Annotated in this window: 23 protein-coding genes, 1 tRNA gene and 1 riboswitch; of the genes, 5 read left to right on the top strand and 19 right to left on the bottom strand. The window is 68.7% G+C overall.

Features of this window, described 5'->3' with window-relative positions; genetic code table 11:
• Nucleotides 1–104: 104 nt before the first annotated feature.
• The 8 genes from LX88_RS08835 to metG form a co-directional block, all read right to left on the bottom strand.
• A complete protein-coding gene (locus LX88_RS08835) occupies nt 105–1,070 on the bottom strand; it encodes a 4-(cytidine 5'-diphospho)-2-C-methyl-D-erythritol kinase (RefSeq protein WP_258947252.1) in 966 nt (321 codons plus the stop codon).
• 54 nt (nt 1,071–1,124) lie between these two features.
• Complete coding sequence (locus LX88_RS08830) at nt 1,125–1,883, bottom strand: MetQ/NlpA family ABC transporter substrate-binding protein (protein WP_258947251.1); 759 nt, start codon at nt 1,881–1,883, stop codon at nt 1,125–1,127.
• A gap of 70 nt (nt 1,884–1,953) precedes the next feature.
• Complete coding sequence (locus LX88_RS08825) at nt 1,954–2,637, bottom strand: methionine ABC transporter permease (protein ID WP_258947250.1); 684 nt, start codon at nt 2,635–2,637, stop codon at nt 1,954–1,956.
• On the bottom strand, nt 2,634–3,632 hold the full coding sequence (locus tag LX88_RS08820) for a methionine ABC transporter ATP-binding protein (protein ID WP_258947249.1): 999 nt from the start codon (nt 3,630–3,632) through the stop codon (nt 2,634–2,636). Before LX88_RS08820 ends, LX88_RS08825 begins: the two co-directional genes overlap by 4 nt.
• A gap of 222 nt (nt 3,633–3,854) precedes the next feature.
• Nucleotides 3,855–3,948: riboswitch (SAM riboswitch) on the bottom strand.
• A gap of 88 nt (nt 3,949–4,036) precedes the next feature.
• On the bottom strand, nt 4,037–4,867 hold the full coding sequence (gene rsmA, locus LX88_RS08815; protein ID WP_258947650.1) for a 16S rRNA (adenine(1518)-N(6)/adenine(1519)-N(6))-dimethyltransferase RsmA: 831 nt from the start codon (nt 4,865–4,867) through the stop codon (nt 4,037–4,039).
• Nucleotides 4,868–5,463: 596 nt separating this feature from the next.
• A complete protein-coding gene (locus LX88_RS43555; RefSeq protein WP_307789569.1) occupies nt 5,464–6,873 on the bottom strand; it encodes a resuscitation-promoting factor in 1,410 nt (469 codons plus the stop codon).
• Between the two features lie 302 nt (nt 6,874–7,175).
• A complete protein-coding gene (locus LX88_RS08800; RefSeq protein ID WP_258947248.1) occupies nt 7,176–8,021 on the bottom strand; it encodes a TatD family hydrolase in 846 nt (281 codons plus the stop codon).
• Complete coding sequence (gene metG / locus LX88_RS08795) at nt 7,997–9,790, bottom strand: methionine--tRNA ligase (protein WP_258947247.1); 1,794 nt, start codon at nt 9,788–9,790, stop codon at nt 7,997–7,999. Before metG ends, LX88_RS08800 begins: the two co-directional genes overlap by 25 nt.
• Before the next feature lie 54 nt (nt 9,791–9,844).
• On the opposite strand from metG, the gene LX88_RS08790 reads away from it, so the two are divergent.
• The 3 genes from LX88_RS08790 to LX88_RS08780 are packed head-to-tail and all read left to right on the top strand — an operon-like array spanning nt 9,845 to nt 12,108.
• A complete protein-coding gene (locus LX88_RS08790) occupies nt 9,845–10,399 on the top strand; it encodes a PadR family transcriptional regulator (RefSeq protein WP_258947246.1) in 555 nt (184 codons plus the stop codon).
• A 58-nt stretch (nt 10,400–10,457) separates the two neighbouring features.
• Nucleotides 10,458–11,390: an ATP-binding cassette domain-containing protein gene (locus LX88_RS08785; RefSeq protein ID WP_258947245.1), complete on the top strand. Its 933-nt coding sequence runs from the start codon at nt 10,458–10,460 to the stop codon at nt 11,388–11,390.
• Nucleotides 11,380–12,108, top strand: a complete 729-nt coding sequence (locus LX88_RS08780) for an ABC transporter permease (protein WP_258947244.1) — start codon at nt 11,380–11,382, stop codon at nt 12,106–12,108. The genes LX88_RS08785 and LX88_RS08780 overlap by 11 nt, the downstream gene beginning before the upstream one ends.
• A 67-nt stretch (nt 12,109–12,175) precedes the next feature.
• Here LX88_RS08780 and rsmI read toward each other — a convergent pair whose 3' ends face one another.
• Nucleotides 12,176–13,021, bottom strand: coding sequence for a 16S rRNA (cytidine(1402)-2'-O)-methyltransferase (rsmI, locus tag LX88_RS08775; protein WP_090065491.1), 846 nt, complete (start codon nt 13,019–13,021; stop codon nt 12,176–12,178).
• Nucleotides 13,022–13,045: 24 nt separating this feature from the next.
• Here rsmI and LX88_RS08770 point away from each other — a divergent pair, with 24 nt between their 5' ends.
• Nucleotides 13,046–14,584 carry a dolichyl-phosphate-mannose--protein mannosyltransferase gene (locus LX88_RS08770; protein ID WP_258947243.1) on the top strand — a complete coding sequence of 513 codons (1,539 nt, stop codon included), beginning with the start codon at nt 13,046–13,048 and terminating at the stop codon, nt 14,582–14,584.
• Here the strand turns inward: LX88_RS08770 and LX88_RS08765 are convergent.
• Together LX88_RS08765 and LX88_RS08760 are read right to left on the bottom strand one after the other, a co-directional pair.
• Nucleotides 14,571–15,230, bottom strand: a complete 660-nt coding sequence (locus LX88_RS08765; protein ID WP_258947242.1) for a hypothetical protein — start codon at nt 15,228–15,230, stop codon at nt 14,571–14,573. The genes LX88_RS08770 and LX88_RS08765 overlap by 14 nt on opposite strands.
• The gene (locus tag LX88_RS08760; RefSeq protein WP_258947241.1) at nt 15,220–15,741 is read right to left on the bottom strand and encodes an RNA polymerase sigma factor; all 522 of its coding nucleotides are present in this window, start codon (nt 15,739–15,741) and stop codon (nt 15,220–15,222) included. The genes LX88_RS08765 and LX88_RS08760 overlap by 11 nt, the downstream gene beginning before the upstream one ends.
• A 64-nt stretch (nt 15,742–15,805) precedes the next feature.
• Here LX88_RS08760 and LX88_RS08755 point away from each other — a divergent pair, with 64 nt between their 5' ends.
• Nucleotides 15,806–16,399 (top strand): hypothetical protein, encoded by a 594-nt coding sequence (locus LX88_RS08755; protein WP_258947240.1) that lies wholly within the window; start codon nt 15,806–15,808, stop codon nt 16,397–16,399.
• Between the two features lie 241 nt (nt 16,400–16,640).
• On the opposite strand, the gene LX88_RS08750 is transcribed toward LX88_RS08755, so the two are convergent.
• The 8 genes from LX88_RS08750 to LX88_RS08715 form a co-directional block, all read right to left on the bottom strand.
• Nucleotides 16,641–18,611 carry a serine/threonine-protein kinase gene (locus LX88_RS08750; RefSeq protein ID WP_258947239.1) on the bottom strand — a complete coding sequence of 657 codons (1,971 nt, stop codon included), beginning with the start codon at nt 18,609–18,611 and terminating at the stop codon, nt 16,641–16,643.
• Between the two features lie 256 nt (nt 18,612–18,867).
• Complete coding sequence (locus LX88_RS08745; RefSeq protein ID WP_258947238.1) at nt 18,868–19,422, bottom strand: hypothetical protein; 555 nt, start codon at nt 19,420–19,422, stop codon at nt 18,868–18,870.
• An 89-nt stretch (nt 19,423–19,511) separates the two neighbouring features.
• Nucleotides 19,512–19,886, bottom strand: coding sequence for a cupin domain-containing protein (locus LX88_RS08740; RefSeq protein WP_258947237.1), 375 nt, complete (start codon nt 19,884–19,886; stop codon nt 19,512–19,514).
• Between the two features lie 324 nt (nt 19,887–20,210).
• Nucleotides 20,211–20,283: transfer RNA gene (locus tag LX88_RS08735), tRNA-Ala, on the bottom strand.
• Between the two features lie 57 nt (nt 20,284–20,340).
• Nucleotides 20,341–21,057: a divisome protein SepX/GlpR gene (gene sepX / locus LX88_RS08730; RefSeq protein WP_258947236.1), complete on the bottom strand. Its 717-nt coding sequence runs from the start codon at nt 21,055–21,057 to the stop codon at nt 20,341–20,343.
• A gap of 156 nt (nt 21,058–21,213) precedes the next feature.
• The gene (locus LX88_RS08725) at nt 21,214–21,867 is read right to left on the bottom strand and encodes a GNAT family N-acetyltransferase (RefSeq protein ID WP_258947235.1); all 654 of its coding nucleotides are present in this window, start codon (nt 21,865–21,867) and stop codon (nt 21,214–21,216) included.
• Nucleotides 21,864–23,087 carry a molybdotransferase-like divisome protein Glp gene (gene glp, locus LX88_RS08720; protein WP_258947234.1) on the bottom strand — a complete coding sequence of 408 codons (1,224 nt, stop codon included), beginning with the start codon at nt 23,085–23,087 and terminating at the stop codon, nt 21,864–21,866. Before glp ends, LX88_RS08725 begins: the two co-directional genes overlap by 4 nt.
• Nucleotides 23,088–23,104: 17 nt before the next feature.
• Nucleotides 23,105–23,989 carry a UTP--glucose-1-phosphate uridylyltransferase gene (locus tag LX88_RS08715; RefSeq protein WP_258947233.1) on the bottom strand — a complete coding sequence of 295 codons (885 nt, stop codon included), beginning with the start codon at nt 23,987–23,989 and terminating at the stop codon, nt 23,105–23,107.
• Nucleotides 23,990–24,022: the final 33 nt, after the last annotated feature.

The raw sequence follows: 24,022 nt of genomic DNA, 5'->3' as shown, positions 1-24,022 counted from the left end.
AAACTGCCCGATGCAGGCTACCCAGCCCCGCCAAGGCGCCTGTCCCTGACCGCACGCGGGGACCTTTCGTACTGTCTGACAGTACGAAAGGTCCCCGCGTGCGGTCAGGCGTGCACTTCGGGCGGCGTGGGCTTGGGCTCCTCAGTCGCGATCACACGCGCTCCGGGCACCGGCCCGTGCGCCACGCGCACCGTCCGGCACACACCGGCACCAGCGAGTTCGGCGGCCACGCGCACGGCCGTGTCGCCGTCTTCGCACAGGAACGCCGTCGTGGGGCCGGAACCGGACACGATGCCGGCCAAGGCACCCGCGTCGACACCCGCGCGGAGCGTCCGGCGCAGGTTCGGGCGCAGCGACACCGCGGCGGCCTGCAGGTCGTTGCCCAGCAGCAGGGCGAGCTGCCTCGGGTCACCAGAGGACAGGCCCTCCAGCACGGCCTCGACCTCGCCGACGCGCGGCGGGTCCCCGTCCGCGCGCAGGCGGTCCAGCTCGTCGAAGACGTCCGGAGTGGACAGTCCGCGGCGGTCGAACGCCAGCACCCAGTGGAACTGGTGGCGGCCCAGCACGGGCACGATCCGCTCACCGCGGCCGGTGCCCAGGGCGGTGCCGCCGTAGAGGGCGAAGGGGACGTCCGCGCCGAGCTTGCCGGCCAGTCCGGCCAGTTCGTCGCGGCTGATGTCCAGGCGCCACAACGACGACAGGCCGACCAGCGCCGCCGCCGCGTCCGCGCTGCCGCCCGCCATGCCGCCCGCGACGGGGATGGCCTTGCGGATGACGACGCGGACCTTGGGGTCGTCCGCGTCCTTGCCGACGTGCGTGGCGAGCAGCTGCACCGCACGCCAGGCGAGGTTCGAGGCCCCGGTGGGCACCTGGTCGGCACCCTCGCCGTACACCTCGACGCCTGGCTCGTCGGCGACCGCGACCGTGACCTCGTCGACCAGCGACAGCGCCTGGAAGATCGTCACCAGGTCGTGGTAACCGTCCGGGCGCACGTCACCTACCGCCAGGTGCAGGTTGACCTTGGCCGGGACGCGAACTGTGACCGGGGGAGGAACGACTGCGAGCACCATGTCAGGGTACGGGCGTTCTGGGGTCCCGGACTCCTCCCCTGGCCACTGTCACGGTCAGACCGGGATGACCGAACCGCTGAACGTCTGCTTGATGTAGTCCTTGACCTGCTGTGATCCGAGCAGCTCCGCCAGGTCCTTCACGCGCTTGTCGTCCTTGAGCTCGGTGCGGGTGACCAGGCCGTTCGCGTTCGGGTTGCCCTCGGCCTTCTCCAGCGCGAGCGAGTCGGTGGCAGGCTTGAGGCCCGCGTCGATGGCGTAGTTGCCGTTGATCACGGACGCGTCGGTGTCCTCCAGCGACCTGGGCAGCTGAGCGGCCTCCAGGGGCACGAACTGCAGGTTCTTGGGGTTCTCCGCCAGGTCGCGCACGGTCGGCTGGTCCACGGCCTTGAGCTTGATCAGGCCGTTGGCCTCCAGCAGCTTCAGGCCGCGGGCCTCGTTGGTGGCGTCGTTGGCCACCGCGATCTTCGCCCCGCTCGGCAGTTCGTCGAGCTTCTTGACCTTCTTCGAGTACAGGCCGAGCGGCTCGACGTGGACGGGCTGCACCCACTCGACCTTCGCGCCGCTCTCCGAGGTGAACGTCTTCAGGTACGGGACGGTCTGGAAGTAGTTGGCGTCGAGCGACCCGTCGACCAGCGCCGTGTTCGGCTGCACGTAGTCGGTGAACTCGACGACCTCGATCTTCAGACCCTTCGACGCGGCGAGGTTGTCGGCCACGTACTTGAGGATCTGGGCGTGCGGGACCGGCGAGACGCCGACCTTCAGCGTGTCGGACGCGCTGGAACCACCTGACGAGCAAGCGGACAGAGCAGTCAAACCGGTCAAAGCTACTGCGATCAGGGCAGCACGAATACGCATGACGTTCCTTTTGAGAAATTGCTACGGGTCAGACGGAGGCGTGCCGGCGCCGGTCGGCGGCAGCGGCGACACGGGTGAAACCGAACTGGATCACGGTGGTGAGCACGGCGAGCCACGCCACGGTGCTCCACAGGATCCGGTCGTTGAAGCGCTGGTAGCCCTCGCGGATGGCCAGGTCGCCGAGACCGCCGCCGCCGATCACGCCGGCCATCGCCGAGTACCCGATCAGGGCGATCACGGTGACACCGATGGCGTTGATCAGTGCGGGCAACGACTCGCGGATCAGCACGCTGCGCACGATCCTCAGCGTCGAGGCACCGGTCGTGATCGCGGCCTCGACCACGGTCACGTGCACCTCGGACAGGATGTTCTGCACGAGCCGCCCGACGAAGGGGATCGCTCCCACGGCCAGCGGCACGATGACCGCCGTGCTGCCGATGGAGCCGCCGACGAGCAGGCGGGTGACCGACGTGAGCGCGACGAGCAGCACGATGAACGGCATCGAGCGGCCCAGGTCGGTGACGAAGCTGAGGATCCTGTGCACCGCGGCGTTCGGCCGCAACCCACCCTTGGCGGTGAGCTGCAGCCAGACACCTACGGGAACTCCGAGAACAGTGGCGATGACGGTCGAGACGCCGACCATGTACAGCGTCTCGCCGGTGGCCTCGACGAGGAAGCGGACGACGTCGGACCAGGGTGTTGCAGACCTCACGCAGCTACTCCCTGGGGGCCCTTCAGGGACCTCTGCACCGAGCCGCCGGCCTCGCCGATCCACTCCAGGGCGGAGTCCGAGCGCTCGCCGTTCAGGCCGAGCCGGAACCGTGCGACCGGGGTCTCGCCCAGCCGCGTCAGGCCGCCACCGACGATGTTCAGCTCGACGCCGAACCGGTGCGCGGCCTCGGGCAGCAACGCCCCGACCGCGGCGAACCCGACGAGCACGACGTCCGCGACGCGGTCGTAGCTGCTCTCGTTGATGGGGTTGAGGTCGACGGCGGGCAGCAGCGCACTGCTCGTGCGGCTCGCGACGTCGTTGACCAGGTCGAGCACCTTGCCGTGCTCGACGACGCGGCCCTGCTCCAGCACGGCGACGTCGTCGCAGATCTTCCGGACCACGCCCATGTCGTGCGTAACGATGAGCACGGTCACACCCAGCTCAGCGCGCGCACGGTCGAGCACGGTCAGCACGGAACCGGTGGTCTCCGGGTCCAGGGCGGACGTGGGCTCGTCGGCGAGGAGAACGCTGGGGTTGGCGGCGAGGGCGCGCGCCACGGCGATGCGCTGACGCTGCCCGCCGGAGAGCTGGTCGGGGTACGAGGCGGCCTTGTCGGTGAGCCCGACGAGGTCCAGCAGCTCGCCGACCCTCGTCCGGCGCTGCGGCCCGGGGATGCCCGCGGACTCCAGCGGCAGTGCGATGTTGCCGGCCGCCGTGCGCTGACGGAGAAGCGAATCCCCTTGCGGCACAACGCCGATCTGGCGGCGAGCAGCCCTGAGGGCCGACCCGTCGAGGCTGGTGATGTCGGTGCCGTCGACGCGGATCGCACCCGAGTCGGGACGCTCCAGCAGCGCGACGCAACGGGCCAGCGTCGACTTGCCGGCGCCACTCGGGCCGACCACGCCGAGCACGGTTCCGGCCTCGACGTCGAGGGTCACGCCGTTGAGGGCACTGACGCCCTGGAAGGACTTGGTGAGGTTTTCGACAGTGATCACGTCTGCTCCACGGCTGCGCGCGACGGCACACAGTCCGTTGTGGACGGACGTGCGCGGTCGAGAGTTCTGCTCAGGTGTGTGCGCCACTCGTTGACTGAGTGCGCGTCAGGAGGACTTTTAGAAGGCGCCCTAGACGAGGTGGCGACGACATGCAGAAGACGAGCGACGGCACTGGTCGATGACTCGACGGCGCGTCAGCATTCGCACGGTACCCATGGTGCTCCTCCATCGGTCCTGGCGTTAGCACCTGCCCGCATCCAGCGGGTGGTTGCTGCGACGTCGTAGAGCCAGGTCTCTCAGTCGCTCCGGATGGCAAGTAGCAGTCAACCGGACGGACGTTCGGTTGCGCAAGCCAAAACCGGATTCGTTCGACAGATCACACTGTTGGCCGATGGATCCCCGGCCTAGACCTCGGCAATCCGGATGAAGTCGATCACGCTCAACTGCTCGCCCCGAACCTGGGGATCAACGCCCGCTTTCTCGAGCAGTTCGTCGATGTCCCCCAGGTCGCCGGCCCAGCCCCTGAGCGCCGCCCGCAGCGTCTTCCGACGCTGGGCGAACGCGGCGTCGACGATCTGGAAGAGCTTCTTCCGATCCACAGTGGACAAGGGCTTTTCGTGACGCTGGAAGGAAACCAGCCCCGAGTCGACGTTGGGCGCAGGCCAGAACACGTTCTTGCCGACCGCCCCGGCCTTCTTCGCCTCGGCGTACCAGGCGAGCTTCACACTGGGCACGCCGTAGATCTTGTTACCGGGCTTGGCCGCCATGCGGTCCGCCACCTCCGCCTGCACCATCACCAGACCCTTTTGCAGGCTGGGCAGTTCGGCCAGGAGGTGCAGCACGACCGGGACCGCCACGTTGTACGGCAGGTTCGCGACGATCGCGGTGGGTTGCGCCGGCAGGTCTTCTTGGGTGACTTTCATGGCGTCCATGAGGACGACGTGGAGTTTGCCGGCGTTCTCCGGGTCCATCTCGCTGACCGTCCGCGGAAGGCGGTTCGCCAGGGCCGGGTCGATTTCGACTGCGACTACCTGGCTGGCGCTGGGGAGCAGGGCAAGGGTCAGGGAGCCCAGGCCCGGGCCTACCTCCAGGACGACGTCGTCTGGCGTCAGGCCGGCCGCGGTGACGATCTTGCGGACGGTGTTCGGGTCGTGCACGAAGTTCTGGCCCAGCTTCTTGGTTGGGCGGATGTCCAGCTCTGCGGCTAGACGGCGGACTTCGGCAGGTCCCAGCAGGCTCACTTGGGCATTCTCGCAGGCCCGGTGGTGGAGGGGTGGGCTGGGACCTTGCTGGTGGGTGCTGGGGCGGGTTGGCCGGCGCCGGTTCCAGCAGGATGGTCACCCACCGTGCGAAAGGTCGCCTTGCGTGCGTGGCCGGGCGAGCAGTACCGAGCCGGTGCCGGTCATCGCCGCTGCGCGTCGATAGCGATGGTCACCACCGCTTCACCAGCCCGCAGAGGTTCACACTCCTCGGCTTCGCCTTGCGATTGGCGGCCAGGCGGCTCGGCTTCGCCGTTGCCCGTTGCGTACGGAGGGACGCCTCGGCTTGGCCGTTGCGTTGGGCGGCAGGGTGGCTCGGCTCCGCCGTCGCTCTGCGCGAGCCTTCATGCCGCACCCGCCTGCAGCATCTCCCCCACCGCATGCCCGTCCGCTGTGCCGCACTTCGACTGCGGCGCGTCCTCTACCTCTGCCGCGCGCCCGCCACCCTCCGCCTACGCTCCCGCCACCGACCTTGCCCCGCCGCGCCGGATCTAGCCCTGCGCAGCCCCGGCAACGACGAAGGCCGCCCGTGGCGAACCAGGGCGGCCTAAGTCAGGGGATGGAGAGAGTGTTTACGGCAGGCCGAGCTTCGCGCGGCAGCCCGGCCATGCGCCGTACGTGCCGCCCGCGCGGTCGCGCAGCTTCGTGGCGGTGGCGATCTGCTGTTCGCGGGTGGCCTGGTGCGGCAGCTGCGCGTAGGCGGTGCCGCCGTTCGAGGCCCAGGTGCTGGCCGAGAACTGGAGGCCGCCGTAGTAGCCGTTGCCGGTGTTGATGGCCCAGTTGCCGCCTGCCTCGCACTTGGCGAGGCGGTCCCAGACTTCGCCGTCCGGGATCGGCTTGGTGCCCACGGTGATCTTCTTGGGCTTCGGCTCCTTGGTGATCTTGCCGCCGATCTTCTCGCGGCTGATCTCCTTGCCGTTCTTCACCGTCACGCGGTACGTCGACGTCTGCTCGCCCGGCGTGCCCGGGTCGGTGACGGTCTGCTGGCCGCTGGCCAGGTTCGGGTCGTTGGTCTTCTCGACCGGCGGGGCCACCGGCTCGTTCACGTTGATGACCGTGACGCCGGTGCGCGAGATGTAGATCTCGGCGCCGGTCGCGATCTTCACGTCCATGCCGGACGCGACCGCGTCCTCCGGGCCGAGGGTGAGGTTCTCGCCCTTGAGCAGCTCGTCGACGGTGAGCGCGGTCGTCTTGACCTCGCGGACCGGGTTCGCGCCGTCGAAGACCTTGACGTTCTTGAGGGTCTTGACCTCGACGCTCATGCCTTCCAGCGGCACGTCGTGCGAGCCGGGCATCGACATCCAGGCGCCTTCGAGCGGCACGCCGAGCTGCTTGGCGGCCTCCTCGACGGTGACCGAGCGGACCCAGTCCTCGCGGGCCTGGCCGTCGATGCTCATCTTGAGCAGGCGGCCGCGGTCGAGGCTGATCTTGGCGCCGTCGGAGATCGGGGTGTTCAGCGACGGGGACAGGGCGTCGTGCTCACCGACGACGATGCCTTCCTCCGCCAGGACCTCGCCGACCGTGCCCTCGTAGGAGTGGACGGTCTGCATCGCGCCGTCGACCTCGACGGTCAGCGACTTGTCCATCGCCATGGCGGTCACGCCGCCACCGGAGATCGACACGAGGACCGCGGCGACGGTGCCCTTGAGGAAGCGGCGCTTCCACGTCGAGGCGGCCGTGACGAGGACCTGCGGGTCGTTGCGCTCTTCTTCCTCCGACGGGAGGACGAGCGGCGGCATGATCGTCGTCTCGGCGTTGATGAGACGGATCAGCTCGTCTACGTCGACGTTGGCCGAGGCCAGCAGGTCGTCGGCGTCCGGGCCGAGCACCTCGAGCACGTCCGCGGGCGTGATGGTCAGCGCACCGGCGGGGAAGCTCGGGTGGGGATCGGCGACGTCGACCGCCGTGCCGCCGACCGGCGTGAACCAGTCGGTGTCGTCGTTGAAGTCGTACTGAGCAGCAGCTCTGTCGCTACCAGACAAGGGTCGATACCTCCATTGCGGAAGCTGTGAGGCCACCGCACAGTTGGCGTTGACAAGATCATTCGAGTTGGAGCTCGAAGGTTCCCGGCAACTCCTCCTACGTGGTCTCGCTTCTTCGCGCTTCTGGCTTCGGTCCCGCCCCGACTGCGGGCGTGCTCCGAACCGACAAGGTCGACTCAGGTGGCACGGTCACGGGACAGTAACGGGGTAGCCGACGTTGCGCAAACACCCCCGCCAGAGTTGTGACCTCAGTCACCCCATGGAGGTAGGAACCCTTTGCTCCGTTCGCCCTAAGTCGCATTTCAGTGGTCAAGCCCGAACACTCGTTGAGCAGTACGGGTGACGGCGACGCAGAGTTCAGAAAGATCTTCGCCACGCAACGTAGCGAGATCGCGAACTGTGTAATTCACACAATAAGGTTCATTTGGGCGCCCACGATAGGGATGGGGCGTCAGGAACGGCGCGTCCGTCTCGACCAGGAGCTGGTCCTGCGGCACGAGCGCCGCCGCTTCCCGCAGCGCACGGGCGTTCTTGAACGTCACCGGGCCCGCGAACGACAGCACGTACCCCGCGTCGACGCACCGCCGGGCGAAGTCCGCGTCGCCGGAGAAGCAGTGGAAGACCACAGTGGACGGTGCGCCCTCGGAGTCGAGGATCTTGAGGATGTCCTCGTGCGCGTCCCTGTCGTGGATCATCAACGGCTTCCCGACGCGCTTGGAAAGGTCGATGTGCCAACGGAAAGCCTCGTGCTGGGCGGCCGGCGGCGAGTAGTCCCAGTAGTAGTCCAGACCGGTCTCGCCGATCGCGACCACGCGGGGCAGAACGGCCAGCCGCTCCAGTTCGGCCTTCTCCTCGTCACCGAACGAAGAGGTGCGCGTCGGGTGCACGGCGACCGCGGCGTAGACCCTGGAGTCCCAAGTGGACGCTTCGGCGGCCCACTGCGCGGCCTTCAGGTCGTCCGCCACGGTGATCACGTGCGAGACGCCGGCGGCCTCCGCCCGATCGAGCAGGACCGCCACGTCGGCGGCATCGACGGCACCGCACGCGTCGAGGTGGGTGTGGGCGTCGATCACCGGTGCCGGAAGAGCTTCCGGCACCGGCGGTCGTTCCCGCTCGTCCGCCACTACTCGGTCACGATCGGAGCCCACTCGGGCCCGACCTCGCCCAGCTTCGAGTCCAGCTTCGTGAACAGCGGCGACGGCTTCTGCAGCGGCCGGCCGACCTCGAGCGGCGTGGACTCCCACTTGGCCTGCTCACCGGCGTAGTCACCGGTCAGCACCGGGTACGAACGGTCGGGGATGTCCAGGTCGTCGACCTCGGTCATCTCCGGCTGCGCGGCCCACACGCCCGTGCCACCCAACGCCTCGTGGATCTTCTGCGCCGAGTGCGGCAAGAACGGCGTCATCAGCGTGTTCGCGTCCTGCACGACCTGCAGCGCCGTGTGCAGCACCGAGTCGCGACGGTCCAGGTCGTCCTTGAGCTTCCACGGCTCCTGGTCGGACAGGTACTTGTTCGCCAGCGAGATCACGCGCATGGCCTCGCCGGAGGCCTGCTTGAACCGCGAACGGCGCAGGTGCGCGCCGACCGTGTCGAACGCCGCCTTGGACTGCGCGAGCAGCTCGTGGTCGGCGGGGGTCAGCGCCGTGGCCTTCGGGATCGCGCCGACGTTCTTGTGCGCCATCGAGATCGAGCGGTTGACCAGGTTGCCCCACTCGTTCGCCAGCTCGAAGTTCGTCCGGCGGACGAACTCCTCCCAGGTGAAGTCGGTGTCCTGGTTCTCGGGACCCGCGACGGAGATGAAGTACCGCAGCGCGTCCGGCCCGAACTCCTTCAGGAAGTCCCCGACGTAGATCACGGTGCCGCGCGACGTCGAGAACTTCGAGCCGCTCATCGTCAGGTACTCCGACGACACGACCTCGGTCGGCAGGTTCAGCGTGCCGAACCGGCCGGGCTCGCCGCCCTTGTCGCCCGCGCCGTTCTGCCCGAGCAGCAGCGACGGCCAGATGAGCGAGTGGAAGACGATGTTGTCCTTGCCCATGAAGTAATAGCCCTGGGCGTCACCCGTCCAGAACTCCTTCCAGGCGTCGGGGTTCCCGGTGCGCCGCGCCCACTCGACGGACGCGCTCAGGTACCCGATGACGGCGTCGAACCACACGTAGAACCGCTTCATCGGCTGGTCGCTCCACCCGTCGAGCGGGATCGGCACACCCCAGTCGAGGTCGCGGGTGATGGCGCGCGGCCGCAGGTCCTTGATCAGGTTCTGCGAGAACTTGAGCACGTTCGGACGCCAGTCCGACCGCGTGCCCATCCAGCTACTCAGCGAGTCGATGAACGCGGACAGGTCGAGGAACAGGTGCTCGGTCTCGACGAACTTCGGCGTCTCGCCGTTGATCTTCGAACGCGGGTTGACCAGTTCCGACGGGTCGAGCTGGTTGCCGCAGTTGTCGCACTGGTCGCCGCGCGCGCCCTCGTAACCGCAGATCGGGCAGGTGCCCTCGATGTAGCGGTCGGGCAGCGTACGGCCGGTCGACGGGCTGATGGCGCCCATCTCGGTCTTGGGGACGACGTAGCCGTTCTTCCACAGCGCCGAGAACAGGTCCTGCACCACCTGGTAGTGGTTGCCGGTGGTGGTGCGGGTGAAGAGGTCGTAGGACAGGCCGAGGCCCTGAAGGTCACCGGCGATGACGCGGTTGTACTTGTCGGCGAGCTCGCGGGCGGTGAGCCCTTCCTTCTCGGCCTGCACCTGGATGGGTGTGCCGTGCTCGTCCGTGCCGCTGACCATGAGCACCCGGTGTCCGGACATTCGCATGTAGCGGGAGAAGACGTCGGACGGGACACCGAAACCGGAGACGTGACCGATGTGCCTGGGGCCATTGGCGTAAGGCCAGGCCACCGCGGTCAGTACGGAGGCACTCATGGCAATAGCCTACGGAGGCGGTGCCAGGGGGTTTTCACCGAGTAGGAGGTCTGTTTGTCCGCGACCAGAATGCTGGTGCTCGGCGTGGTGAGGCTCGTCGGCGAGGCGCACGGTTACGTGGTGCGCCGCGAGCTGAAGTCGTGGTCGGCGGACAGCTGGGCGAACGTGCAGCCGGGTTCGATCTACCACGCGCTGAAGTCGCTGGCCAAGGACGGCCTGCTGGAGCCGGTCGGCACCGAGGAGTCCGACGAGGGCCCCGCCCGCACGACCTACCGGATCACCCCGGCCGGCGAGCACGAGCTGCGGGACCTGCTCGCGCACGCGCTGGCCGACCCGGCGGCGGGCAACGACGAGGTCTCCGCAGGCGTCGCGATGCTCAACCTCGTCCCCCGCAAGCAGGCCGTCGTGCTGTTGAAGAACCGGCTGGCGGGCTTGGAAGGGCAGCTCACCCCGACTCGGCACGGCATCTCGTCGATGCCGGAGATGGGCAAGCCCGCACACGTCAGCGAGCTGTTTCGACTCTGGCTCGTCCATCTCGAAGGCCAGGTGCGCTGGACTCAGGAGCTGATCGAACGCCTAGAGGCCGGTGCGTACGAGCTGACGGACTAGTCAAACTTGATTAGTTCGCGCTAGCCTCTAGTCAAAGTTGACTAGAGGGGGTTTCGTCATGATCAAGGCACGCGGTCTCGCGCGCCGGTTCACCACGAAGACCGGTCCGGTGGACGCGGTCAAAGGGGTGGACGTCGACGTTGCCGAGGGCGAGCTCGTCGGGTTCCTCGGCCCGAACGGCGCAGGCAAGTCCACGACGTTGCGCATGCTCACCACGCTGCTGCAGCCGACCGCGGGCGAGGCGGTCATCGCCGGGCACGACCTGCTGACCGACCCGGCCGGGGTGCGCCAGAACATCGGTTACGTCGGCCAGAAGAACGGCTCCGGCCAGGACCAGCGCGTCGCCGACGAGCTGGAGTTCCAGGCCCGCTTCTACGGCCTGTCCAGACATGACGCCCGCAGGAAGGTCGCCGACCTGCTCGAACGGTTCGACCTCCAGGGCCTGGAGAAGCGTGGCGTGATCACGTTGTCGGGCGGCCAGCAGCGCCGGCTCGACATCGCGATGGGCATGCTGCACGACCCGCGGCTGCTGTTCCTGGACGAGCCGTCCACGGCACTCGACCCGCAGAGCCGCCGCAACCTGTGGGACCACATCAGGCAGCTCAAGGCCGACGGCGTCACGGTCTTCCTGACCACGCACTACCTGGACGAGGCCGACTTCCTCAGCGACCGGCTGCTGGTGATCGACCACGGCTCGATCGTCGGCGAGGGCTCACCGGACGAGCTCAAGCAGCGCGTCTCCGGCGACCTCGTCGTGCTCGGCACACCGCAGGCCTCGATCGTCGCCTCGAAGTTCGAGAACGCCGTCGTCGAGGGCGAGCAGGTCAGCTTCCGGATCCCGAACGGCGACCGCGCGTTGCCCGGGCTCCTGCGCGACCTCGACAACATCGGCGTGGAGCTGCACTCGGTGCAGGTCCACCGGCCGACGCTCGACGACGTGTTCCTGACCATGACCGGCCGCTCGCTGAGGGAGGAAGCCAATGCCGCCTAGGAACCTTTTGGGTGACACCTGGCTCGTGTTCTGCCGCGTGATGCTGCCGGTCGTGCGCAACCCCGTGGCGGTCGTGTTCGGGATCGCCCAGCCGTTGCTCTACCTCGGGCTCTTCGGGCCGTTGCTGGGCGAGGGCGGCTGGCAGTGGTTCGTGCCGGGCCTGCTGGTGCAGATGGCGTTGTTCGGCACCGCCTACGCGGGCTTCTCGTTGCTGCCCGAGGTGCGCACGGGCGTGATGGAACGGCTGCGGGTCACCCCGGTCAGCCGGATCGCGCTGCTCGTCGGCAGGGTCGGCAAGGACGTGGTGCTGCTGGTCGTGCAGAGCCTGCTGATCATGCTGGCCGCGATGCTGTTCGGCTTCCGGGCCACGGCCGGGCAGATGCTGCTCGGGCTGGGGCTGGTGGCGTTGCTGGGCATCGCGATCGGCTCGGTGTCGTACGCGATCGCGCTGAAGGTGAAGCTGGAGTACGTCTTCGCGTCCGTGCTGTCGGCGACGATCGTGCCGTTGATGCTGCTCTCCGGCGTGCTGCTGCCGATGTCGAACGGCCCGCGGTGGCTCTACTGGCTGTCGCGGATCAACCCGCTGGCGCACGTCGTCGACGCCGAGCGGTCGATCTTCAACCCCGGCACGGTGCTGTACGGGCTGATCTCGGTGGCGGCGCTGGTGCTGGTCGGCGTGTTCTACGGCGTCCGCACGTTCAACAAGGAGTCAGCTTGACGCACGCGGGGACCTTTCGTGCGCTACAAGCGCACGAAAGGTCCCCGCGTGCAGTCCGGCGGCACGGTCAGGAGGACTTGATCGCCGCGTCGTAGAGCGTCTTCTTACTGATCCCGGCCGCCTCCGCGACCTCGGCGGCGGCCGACTTCATCCGCTCGCCGTCGGCGACGCGCTGCCTGACCTCGGCGACGAGCGTGTCGAGGTCCGGCGTGTCGGCGACGGGAGCGGGGCCCAGCACCACGGTGATCTCACCGCGTGCGCCTTCCACGGCCCACTCGGCGAGCTCGGCCAGTGAGCCGCGCACGACCTCTTCGTACTTCTTCGTCAGCTCACGGCACACGGCGGCACGGCGGTCAGGACCGAGCACCTCGACGGCGTCCGCGAGCGTGTCCGCGAGCCGGTGGGGAGCCTCGAAGAAGACAACCGTGCGCTGTTCGGTGGCCAAAGGTGCGAACCAGCGCTTGCGCTCACCGGACTTGCGCGGCGGGAAGCCGTCGAACGCGAACCTGTCGCTCGGCAGGCCGGACAGGGCGAGCGCCGTCGTCACCGCGGACGGCCCCGGCAGGCACGTGACCGTGAGGTCCTGCTCAACGCACGCGGCGACGAGCCGGTAGCCCGGATCGGAAACGGACGGCATTCCGGCGTCCGTCACGAGCAGCACGGTCGCGCCGTCGCGCAGCGACTCGAGCAGCCCCGGCAGGCGCCCGACCTCGTTCTGGTCGTAGAAGCTGATCACCCGCCCGGACGGTTTGACCTGCAACGCGGCAGCGAGGCTGTGCAGCCTCCTGGTGTCCTCGGCGGCGATCACGTCAGCCGTCCCGAGTGCCTCGATCAGGCGCGCGGAGGCGTCGCGGATGTCCCCGAGAGGGGTGGCTGCCAGGACGAGACGGCCTGAACCGGATACAGGACTCACAAGCTTCACCCTACGATCGGCGGCGTGACAGTCCTCGTGCAGCCAGGAGAGGCGCCCGTCGTCGTCGAGGAGCCGCCTACGGATCGTGCGGCGGTACTAGACCCGCCTCCGTCCGGAGACCGCATGCGCGGGTGGCTCATGACGGCCGTCGTGACGCTGATCGGTGCCGTCGTGCGCTTCTGGAACGTCGGGTATCCGACGGACAAGGGCACGCCGATCTTCGACGAGAAGCATTACGTGCCGCAGACGGCGCAGGTGCTGCGCAACGGTGGCTACGAGGACAACCCCGGCTACGAGCTGATCGTCCACCCGCCGCTCGCCAAACAGCTGATGGCGATCGGCCAGGAGCTCTTCGGCTACGACGGCATCGGCTGGCGGTTCGCCTCGGCGCTCGCCGGCGCGATCACGATCCTGCTGATCGTCCGCATCGCCCGCCGCCTGACCCGGTCGGACCTGCTGGGCGCGCTGGCCGGCGTGCTGCTCATCGCGGACGGCGTCTCGCACGTCCAGTCGCGGATGGGCATGCTCGACATCTTCATCGCGTTGTTCGTCGTGGCCGCGTTCGGCTGCCTGGTCGCCGACCGCGAACAGATGCGCGCCCGGCTGGCCGTGGCCGTGCGCGAGGGCTTCGTCAACAACTCGGCGTTCGGTCCGTGGATGGGCTTCCGCTGGTGGCGCTTCGGCGCGGGCGTGATGCTCGGTGCGGCGTGCGGCATCAAGTGGTCCGGCATCTGGTACATCGCCGCGTTCGGTCTGCTGACGGTCATCTGGAGCGCGCTGGCACGGCGTGCCGCGGGCGTCGAGGAGCCGTGGCTGGGCGCGCTGGTGAAGGACGTCCTGCCGTCGCTGGGCGGCCTGGTCGCGGTCCCCGTGCTCGTCTACGTCGCGACGTGGTTCCCGTGGATGGCCAGCGAGACCGGCATCGACCGGCACGTGGTCGGCGGCAAGGTGCAGGACATCGCGTACGTCCCGGACGTCCTGCAGGCGCTTTGGTACAACGCGAAGAACGTCTACAAGTTCCACGTCGAGCTGGTCACCTCGGCGACCAACCAGCACCCGTGGGAGTCGAAGCCGTGGACGTGGCCGATGGGCCTGCGTCCGATGCTCTACTACTACGACAACTCCGTCACGGGCTGCGGCGCGGCGTCGTGCCTCGGCGCGATCATGCTCATCGGCACGCCCGCGATGTGGTGGCTCGCGTTCCCGGTCATCGGCTGGGCGATCTTCCGCACCATCGGCCGCATGGACTGGCGTTACGCCGGCGTCCTGGTCGGCTACGCCGCGGGCCTGCTGCCGTGGTTCCTGAACCTCGACCGGCAGATGTACTTCTTCTACGTCACGCCGATGGCGCCGTTCCTGGTGCTGCTGATCGTGCTGGCGCTGGGCGAGATCCTGGGCCGGAGCACCGCGGGTTCCGAACGCCGGGGCACCGGGTTGCTGGTCGTGGCGCTGTACGTGGGCATCGTGGTGGCGAACTTCGTGTGGCTGTGGCCGATCCTGAACGGCAACCCGATCACACCGGAGATGTGGCAGCAGCAGCTGTGGCTGCCTAGCTGGCGCTGATTTCGAGGGCTTTCTCCTTGGTCAGGTCGCCTTCGAGCCTCATGGTGACCTGACCTCGTTGCCAGAGCAGGGTTTGCCCTGCCCCGTTCGGTTCCTCGGTGTGCCACGCGCCGTCGCGGTCGATGTAGAAGAACACGTGCGGGTACGGGATCCAGATCTTGTCGCCGATCTGCTCGACGCCCTCCTGGTGCACCAGCTTGCCGACGGTCGAGCTGATGGTGCCGTCGAACTGGTCGAGCTTCAGGCCGCCGTAGTGCAGGGTGACGAACCGTCCTTCGTGGACGATGACCCGGTCCGGCGTGCCGAGCTCTCCCGGCAGGTGGATCTCGAACGGCATCTGCTCGCGTGCCTCGTCGAGCGAGACGTCGTTGCTGGGCAACGGAGGGGCGACGGACCGCGGCGCCTCCGTGCGGAACTCGACACCGGCGAACTCCAGCAGCTGCTGCACGCCCGCCCGCACCGCCGGGGACACCGCGAAGGCGATCGCCGCCGCGGTGATCGCCGCCACCAGTGCCTGGAGCCAGCGGGTTCGCCTCCGGGGCGCGTTGATCCTGGTCAGCACCTGGGCGGTGACGTCCGGCGGTTCCGGCACGTGGACCTGCCGGCCCAGGTCGCGAAGGGCGGCCTCTGCCCGGTCATCGGTCATGGGCCACCTCCTCCAGCATCGGGCGCAGCTTCGCCAACGCGCGCGACAGCCTCGACTTCACGGTTCCCTTGGCCACGTTGAGGGTCTGCGCGGTCTCGGCCTCGCTCAGGTCCAGCAGGTACCGGCACGTGACGACCTGGCGATCGGTTTCGTTCAGGCTCTGGACGGCGTGCAGGAGCTTGGCGCGGGAGTCGTCCACGAGCGTGCCGGGGTCGTCGTGGTCGACGGTCTCGGTGATGGCGGCGAGCCTGAGCTCCATCAGGTTGCGCCGCCGTCTGCCGCGGTGCAGGTTCTTGGTCTCGTTTGCGACGATCTTGAGCAACCACGGCTTGAAATCGGCCTCGGGCTTGAACGTGTGGAGCTTCCGGTACGCCTTCACGAACGCCTCCTGCACCACGTCACCGGCGTCCGCACCGGCCCCGAGCAGGTACGCCGTCCGGTGCGCGAGCGCGGTGTACCGGGCGACCAGCTCGCCATAGGCCGCCTGGTCGCCTGCGATCGCCCGTGCCACCGCTTCGTCCGTGATGCCCTCTCTACACCGGGAACCTCATCTTGGTTCCCGGTGTATTCGCGCCATGAGGATTCTCGCCTTGTTATGCGCTTTCCTGCTGATCAGCGCACCGAGTGCGCTCGCGGGCGGCTGGGCGGTCACGTACGTCGACCCGGTGCCGTCGATCCAGCCCTCCGTGACCCACACGGTCGGCTACTGGGTGCTGCAGCACGGCACCCACCCGTTCTCCGGCGACCTGGGCAAGACCGGCCTGCGTTTCAAGTCCGGGGCCGGCTACCGCGACTTCGTCGGCGTGGCACTGGGCGAACCCGCGCACTACGCCGTGACGTTCTCCCTGCCCGCCGGCACGTACGAGGTGTTAGGCGTGCAAGGCATGTTCCCGGAACACCCGCTGGGCACGCTGACCGTGCCGGGCACGTTGCTGGTGAAGCCGGTGGACCCGCAGATGGTGCAGGGAACGGTGGACGGCCCGTCCCCGTGGCAGGAGATCGCACCGCCACTGGCGGTCTCCGCTTCCCCCGCCCCGGCCGCCGCGGTGGCGCCTTCCGAGCCTTCGGGAAAGCCCTTGCCCGTGTGGATCGCCGGACTCGTCGTCGCGGGCGCGGCCGGTGTGTTCCTGCTGCTGCGCAAGAGGTTGCGGCCGAACGCCCGAAGGTGAGTGGTGAGACGATCGGCGGAAACCGCCTCACCACTCTCGCGTGGCATCCCGTGAGGGTGCCGAGGCTTCGCGGGTGGACCACGGCTTAGGTCGGTGAACGGTGAACTACCGTTACGGACCGGTCCAACGTTCACCCGGTTCGCCTAAGCGTCGACCGGCACCGTGCCAAGGCGCCAAGAACGAGCTCGCGGCCATCAAGTTCGAACAGGACCCTTCGGGATCAGGCATTCACCCGGTTCGCCTACATCGGCATGTGCCGCGTGGGCGGCGGCGTCGGCTTGCTGATCATCTTGGTGACCGGGCCTTCCTTGCTCATGCCCTGCTGGTCGAGGAACTGCGACAGCTGCCCGCGCACCTGGGCCAGCGACGGGCGGCGGCCCGGTTCGGGGTCCATCGCCGCGAGCAGGAGCCTCGCGTGCTTGCTGTTCTGCGGCAGCTTGGTGATCGGTTCGCCCTGGGCCGCGGCCATCAGCGAGGAGATCGGGTTCTCGCGGGAGCCGCGCGGCGGGTGGCCGGTCAGGGCGTAGGAGACCGTGGCGGCCAGCTGCCAGGAGTCCGACGCCGGGGACGCGGTTTCGCCGCGGGCCGTTTCCGGGGCCAGGAAGTCCGGGGTGCCGACCATCATGCCGGTGGCGGTGAGGGTGCTGTCGCCCTTGGAGCGGGCGATGCCGAAGTCGATCAGGTGCGCGGTGCCCTGGTTGTCGACGATCACGTTGGACGGCTTCACGTCGCGGTGCAGCACGCCTCGGTCGTGGGCCGCCGCGAGCGCGTCGGCCATGTTCAGCCAGAGGCGGGCGGCGAGCTTGTCGTCGATCAGGCCGTTCTTCAGGACCGTCTCGGACAGCGAGGCGCCCTCGATGTACTCCATGACCAGGGCGAGGCCGTCCGGGTCCTGGACGATGTCGAAGACCCGCACGCAGTTCGGGTGCCGGACCGCGGCCAGGGCGCGGGCCTCACGGAGCATGCGCGCCTCGGTGTCGTTGTCCGGGGCGTGCGCGAGCTTCACCGCCACCGTGCGGTCGAGCTGCTCGTCCACGGCCAGCCAGACCGTGCCGAAGCCGCCGGAACCGAGCTGGCGGACGCGGCGGAACCGGCCGTTGCCGGGGTTCCAGACCTTGCCCGACTTCTGCACCGGCGCGGGCGACTCGGCGTTGGCCGCGCCCGGACCGAACGGCAGCGGGCCCGGCGTGTCCGCGAGCACCGCCGGGTTCGACGGTTGCGGCGGACCCGGCGGCGGCAGGACCTCGGCGACGCGGGTCGGCGGGTACTGACGCGGCGGCTGGTTCTGCGGCGGCTGGTGCTGCGGCTGCGTCACCGGGCGCATCGGCCGGTTCATCGGCGCCGGCTGGTACTTCGGCACCTGCGCCGGCTGGTACGGCGGCGGGTTCTGCGGCGGCGGCTGGTGCTGCGCGGCCGTGATCGGCTTGGTCGCCGCCTTCTTCTGCGGCTGACCAGCCGGGAGCTGGTTGTTCTGGGGCTGGGGCTTGCGCGCCACCGGCTGCGGTGGCGGCGAGTTCTGCGAGTTCCGGTCCTGGGACCGGTCGCGGCCGGGGCGGTTCAGCATGGCGGTAGTCAACCCGAAAATCCGCACGACGAGTGAGCCGATTATCGCAATCGGCAGAAACCCGAGAAGCACATGGCCGACGAGGGTCACGGGGAATGCCGACGTCGTCACCAGCAGTACCAGGAACATCGGCCAGAACACTCGGCGCGGCCAGTTCGGCCCGAGCCGGAACGCCGAACCGGACTGCAGCATGACGAACAGCAGGCACAGCAACGCGAGCGCAGCGGTGATGCCCGCGGCCGCCAGGAACAGGGGCTGCTCCGTCGGCCGCTGGATCACGCCGATGATCGACGGCGCACCGTCGACCAGGTAGCTGCCCTGTGAGAACGTCCCGAAGCAGGTGTCCTGGTCCAGCGACGCCGATCCGGGGACATCCCGTCCGGACAGCCCCTGCACGGTGCCGCGCATGACGAGCCACGGCAGCACCAGACAGCTGGCGACGCCGAGCACGGTGAAGATGGCACCGGTCACGGGTCCGTAGGAGTTGCCGACCACCCGGCGCACCGCGATGGACAGCAGCGCCCCGATCGTCGGGAACAACCCGAGCACCGCACCGAGCGCCGTGGTGGTCCACACCCAGTCACCGGGGCAGACACTCGCACCCACGAAGCCGTGCAGCCACGTGAGCAAGGACTCAGCGAGCCCCACGACTCACACCACCCCTTCCGAGATCACCCCCAGCCTAGGCGGTCTGTCAGCGTACGGTGCGTGATTGGTTTGCGGTTGACGCCACAGCAACCCTTTCCTTGATCACCGCGTTGTACCTCCGTCCGGCACGCGTTGAGCCTCTTGGTCCTCAACACGTCTCGACGGACGGCTTCGTTGACAGAAGTCGGCAGTGCTGCGCGATTCGTTATCGAGGCAGCACGAACGGACACCTGGCGAACGGGTGGAAAAAGCGACGTCAGCCGACATCTGCCCGGTGATCGGAGGAAGTGCGCGAACTGCCCCTGCCCGCCGACGCGCTGGAACTCCGCGCGGCCGGATCGGACGCCACCGGCAGGTCGCCGAGGCCGGCGACGAACTCGACGGTCCACAGGTGCCGCGCGGCCGGGTTGCGCTCCGTGAAGGAGTCGCTGAGGCCGTAGGTGGCGACGCGGGTGTTCTGCTGGTCGTGCATCTCGACGGTGATCTGCGAGCCGAGCAGGCCCTTCTCACCGGGTGCGCAGGCCACTTCCAGGCGGGTGCGGATCCACTGCGGCTCGGTGGCCGGGTCCGCTTCGAGCTCCTCGGAGACGGCGGTGCAGGCCGTGCCGTGGGCGCGGAAGGTCAGGGCGGCCCGGAAGACGACGAGCTCACCGGCCGTGCAGCCGGTGAGAACGCGCGCTTCTACAGCTGTCTCCGTGCTGGAGACGACGGGACGGGCGGCCGTGCACCGGGCGGTAGGGGCTTCGGTCGACGCCGCCGCACCGCTGGAGGTGACGGCCCCGAGTAATAACGCGGCGACCACAGATCTCATGAGAGAAAACTATTTGTGGCCGCCGCATTCTTCACTCAACTTCACCCCATAGATGGGTGAGCGCGAAATACGTCGTCAGCGCTGGCCTGTCAGTGGTCGTGGTGGTCGTGCTCGGGAGCGAACGGCTGGTAGACGTAGAACATCGTCACGGGCTCGTCGCCCGCCACGGTCTCGTGGTCGACACCCGGCGGCACGAACGCGTACGAGCCCGCCGTCGCCTCCACCCCGCCGATGCTCACGGTGCCGTCGACGACCCACGTGTGCTGCGTCGCCGACGGGTGGTTGTGGCCGACGTCGCGTGCGCCCGGCGCCATCTGGATCAGGCCGACGATGGTGTCGCCGCTGGGCGACTTCCACAGCAGCTTGTTCTGCAGCCGTTCGTCGCCGTGCAGCGGGAACGCCTTCAGCTGGGCGAGGGCTTCGGCGGACAGGACCGTGACCTTGTCCTGCGGCACGTCGCTCATGGGAACAGCCTTTCGGGAGCCGAACGAGCTTACGGCCGTTATATAGACGAAAGGGCCGTCCCCATTACCGAGGACGCCCAGGAACCACTCAGTCCAGCCGCATTAGACCGCACCGCTGAACAGCACCCGCGCCAGGTCTCCGACACTGCCGCAGACCCGAACACCTTTACCGGCCCACCTGGATGGAACCCCTGCCCGACAAGGAACCTACGGGGGGTCCGGGGGCTTGCCCCCGGCTGGGGTCTGGGGGCTTGGCCCCCAGAAAACACCGAGGGCCGAGAAGATCTGCGCTTTATGCAGATACTTCCCGGCCCTCGGAACGAGTGGAGCTGAGGGGAATCGAACCCCTGACCTTCTCGATGCGAACGAGACGCGCTACCAACTGTGCTACAGCCCCTTGCGGTGTTACGAGAGAACTATAGCAGTCCCAGAAGGGGTGTTTCACCACCCCCTCCTATGCCCCGACAGCACCTCGGTACCGCAGCGACTCCAGTCCCTCTAACTCGACGAAGACCGGGTCTTCATCGTCGGAGTCGACCGGGATGGTGCCCGGAAGCACGCGGTGTTCGAAGCGCGGCAACGGCGGCAGCGCGGGCCCGTCGTCGACGACTTCGACCTGGGTGGTCTCGGAGTCCTCGGCGCCGGCCTGCTGCGGGACCTCGGCGGCGGCCGCGATCTCCTGGTGCTGCGGGCCCGTCTCACGGCGGCGGCGCACCTGCTGCAGGCGGGCGAGCCGCCGGGCGCGGATCTCCTCCTCGATCCGCACCTGCCGGCGCAGGTACGTGAGGTAGCCGACGAGCAGCAGGTCGAGCGCGGCGTGTCCGTACCAGAGCTTCGCGAAGAACACTCCGGCGACGATTCCCGACGCCACGGCGGCGACCAGCAGGAACGCCACCACTCTGCGGCGGAACGCGTACTTGGCCTGCGCCACCAGAACGGCGGCTTCCGGGTCGTAGCCACCACGGCCACGCCGGAACGGGCGCTCGACGTACTCCTCCTCGTCGAAGTAGTCGTCGTCGATGTCGTGGATGTCGTCGTACTCGGCGTCCGGCATGGCGTCGTACTCCTCCCCCACGCTGCGCGCACTCTCCTGGCGCTTGCGGGCCATCATGGGGACGAGGACCACGAGCCAGGCGACGACCAGCGCAACGATGATCAGCGAACTCGGCATTCCCCGTTCACCTCCCCCGGCCCACGCGTGGTGCTGTCAACCACGCTAGTCACAACAGTCACACCTGTCTCGGAGGCACGCCGAACTCGGTGCGTACCAAAGTGTGGTGTATCACCCACTTTTGGGTGAAGTGATTAGGGCAAACGGAAGCAGATGTCAGGGAAGACGGGCCTCTCCGCGTGCGACCAAACGGCGCACTAGGCCATCCGGGACCTCTTCGGTCGTGAGCGCGAAGCAGAGGTGGTCGCGCCACTGCCCGGCAACATCCAGATAACGCTTGAAGAGGCCTTCCTCGCGGTAGCCGGACTTCGTGAGCACCCGGATCGAGGCGCCGTTCTCCGGACGGACGGTGGCTTCGAGCCGGTGCAGACCAGCGTTGCGGAAAGCGTGGTCCGTGAGCAACGCCACGGCCGCCGTTGCGACGCCGCCTCCCGCCCGATCGGCGGCCACCCAATAGCCGATCCACGCCGACAGCAGCGAGCCGCGCACGATGTTGCCGACGGTGATCTGACCGGCGACCTCGCCGTCCACGAGGATCATGAACGGCAGCGTGGTGCCGCGGCGGGCCATGCCGCGCAACGACGACCACTGCGCGGGCCAGGACAGCGTCGCGTTGCGCTCGTCCCAGCCCTCCTGCGCGGTCGGTTCCCATTGTTCGAGGTAGGCGCGGTCGCGGATGCGCAGCCTCGACCACTTACCGCCGTCGAAGAGCCTCGGCCCGCGCAGCTCGACGGTTCCCGCGCGCACCTGGAGAGGCCCCAGCCGGACCGGCCAGCCGGGGTGTCTGCCCAGATCGGCGAAAACGCTCATCCACGCTGCGCAAGGAAGCTGACCAGCACCTCTTGGCCGACGGAGACCTCCGTGACGTCCTCTTCGACCATGATCAGGCAGTTGGCCTCGGCCAGTGACGCGAGCAGGTGCGACCCGGACGTGCCGAGCGGCTGCACCAGGTACTCGCCGTTGTCCGCGTCGCGCAGCAGCTGACCGCGCAGGAAGCCCCGGCGGCCCTTGGTCGACTGCAGCGGCGACAGCAGGCGTGCGCTGACGGCGCGGCGGTACGGGTTCTTCTTGCCCAGCGCGGCCCTGATCAGGGGCCTGACCAGCACCTCGAACACGACGAGCGCGCTCATCGGGTTCGCGGGCAGCAGGAACGTCGGCACGGCGTCCGGGCCGAGCCGGCCGAACCCCTGCGCGGAGCCGGGGTGCATGCCGACGCGCGTGACGTCCATGTCGCCCAGGTCCGTGATCGCGGCCCTGACCTCGTCGCCGACCGTGCCGCCAACACCACCGGCGATGACGACGATCTCGGAGAGCAGCAGCCTGCCCTCGACCACCTCGCGCAGCCGGCGCGGGTCGGCCGACATGATGCCGACCCGGCTGACCTCGGCGCCCGCGTCGCGTGCGGCGGCGGCCAGTGCGTACGAGTTCACGTCGTAGACCTGGCCCTGGCCGGGCGTGCGGTCGACGTCGACGAGCTCCTCACCGAGCGAGATGACGGACACGCGCGGACGTGGGTGCACGAGCACCTTGTTGCGTCCGACGGCGGCCAGCAGACCCACCTGAGCAGCACCGATGGACGCGCCGCGGCGCACGGCGACGTCCCCGGTCTGCACGTCCTCGCCGGTGCGGCGGACGAACCCGGCGGACGGCACGCTCCGGTTGACCGTCACCTTGGCCTGGTGACCGTCGGTGTACCCGAGCGGCACGACCGCGTCGGCCAGCGTGGGCAGCGGCGCGCCGGTCGCGATCCGCACCGCCTGGCCGGGCTGCAGTCTGCGCGGCTGCCGGGAGCCGGCCGCGATCTCACCCACGACCGGCAGCTGCACGGGGCTCGCGTTCGCACCGGACACGTCGACGCTGCGCACCGCGTAACCGTCCACGGCGGCCTGGTCGAAGCCGGGCAACGCGCGTTCCGCCACGACCTCTTCGGCGCAGAGCAGGCCCTGCGACTCCGAGATCGCCACCCGCACGGGTGCGGGCCGCACCGCGGCCGCGATCACCCGAGCGAGCTGCTCGTCCACTGACCTCATGTGATTGGTCCTCGCGCTCAGGAGTTGTCGAGGCGTTCCCGCAACCACTCACGCAGATCGGGTCCGTACTCCGGGGTGTTGAGTGCGAAGTCAACCGCAGCACGCAGGAATCCGGCGGGATTACCAAGATCGTGTCGCCCGCCGCGGTGGACCACGACGTGCACCGGGTGACCCTCGTTGATCAGCAACGCGATGGCGTCGGTGAGCTGCAGCTCCCCGCCCGCGCCGGGCGTGATGCGCTTGAGCGCGTCGAAGATCGCCCGGTCGAGGAGGTAGCGCCCGGCGGCCGCGAACGTCGACGGCGCGTCCTCCGGCTTCGGCTTCTCGACCATGCCGACGACCTGCTTGACGTCGTCGTTGCCGGTGTCGCGGACGTCGAACACGCCGTACGCGGAGATCTGCTCACGCGGGATGTCGAACGCCAGCAGGACGCTGCCGCCCTTCTCCTGGCGGACCTCCGCCATCTTCTTCAGGGCGCCGGTCGGCAGGATGATGTCGTCGGGCAGCAGCACCGCGACGGCCTCGTCCTCGCCGGTCAGGTTGCCCTCGGCACAGCCGACGGCGTGGCCCAGGCCGAGCGCCTGCTCCTGGATCGCGGTCTCCGCCTTGATCAGCTTGGGAGCGCGCTGGATCTTCTCGACGAGGTCGGCCTTGCCGCGCGCGGCCAGCGTCTCCTCGAGTTCGGGGTTCGCGTCGAAGTAGTTCGCGACCGCCGCCTTGTCCGGCGACGTCACGATGACCAGCTTCGTCGCGCCTGCCTCGGCCGCCTCGCGCGCCACGTACTCGATGGCGGGGGTGTCGACGAGGGGCAGCAGTTCCTTCGGCACGGCTTTGGTCGTGGGGAGGAAACGGGTGCCCAGACCGGCCGCGGGCACGATAGCGGTGTGGAAGGCGCTGCTCATGGGCTGCGATGCTAACGACATACCGGGGGATAC

Source organism: Lentzea californiensis (assembly GCF_024648825.1).
Lineage (GTDB): Bacteria > Actinomycetota > Actinomycetes > Mycobacteriales > Pseudonocardiaceae > Lentzea > Lentzea californiensis.
Note: the sequence above shows the minus strand (reverse complement) of the source record. Positions and strands in the feature narration are given on the sequence as shown.

Coding starts and splice junctions, on each gene's coding strand:
- LX88_RS08740 (WP_258947237.1), bottom strand. CDS start 19,886: ATGAGCGACGTGCCGCAGGACAAGGTCACGGTCCTGTCCGCCGAAGCC.
- LX88_RS08780 (WP_258947244.1), top strand. CDS start 11,380: ATGCCGCCTAGGAACCTTTTGGGTGACACCTGGCTCGTGTTCTGCCGC.
- LX88_RS08715 (WP_258947233.1), bottom strand. CDS start 23,989: ATGAGCAGCGCCTTCCACACCGCTATCGTGCCCGCGGCCGGTCTGGGC.
- LX88_RS08725 (WP_258947235.1), bottom strand. CDS start 21,867: ATGAGCGTTTTCGCCGATCTGGGCAGACACCCCGGCTGGCCGGTCCGG.
- LX88_RS08835 (WP_258947252.1), bottom strand. CDS start 1,070: ATGGTGCTCGCAGTCGTTCCTCCCCCGGTCACAGTTCGCGTCCCGGCC.
- LX88_RS08765 (WP_258947242.1), bottom strand. CDS start 15,230: ATGACCGATGACCGGGCAGAGGCCGCCCTTCGCGACCTGGGCCGGCAG.
- LX88_RS08745 (WP_258947238.1), bottom strand. CDS start 19,422: ATGAGATCTGTGGTCGCCGCGTTATTACTCGGGGCCGTCACCTCCAGC.
- LX88_RS08755 (WP_258947240.1), top strand. CDS start 15,806: ATGAGGATTCTCGCCTTGTTATGCGCTTTCCTGCTGATCAGCGCACCG.
- LX88_RS08785 (WP_258947245.1), top strand. CDS start 10,458: ATGATCAAGGCACGCGGTCTCGCGCGCCGGTTCACCACGAAGACCGGT.
- metG (WP_258947247.1), bottom strand. CDS start 9,790: ATGAGTGCCTCCGTACTGACCGCGGTGGCCTGGCCTTACGCCAATGGC.
- glp (WP_258947234.1), bottom strand. CDS start 23,087: ATGAGGTCAGTGGACGAGCAGCTCGCTCGGGTGATCGCGGCCGCGGTG.
- sepX (WP_258947236.1), bottom strand. CDS start 21,057: ATGCCGAGTTCGCTGATCATCGTTGCGCTGGTCGTCGCCTGGCTCGTG.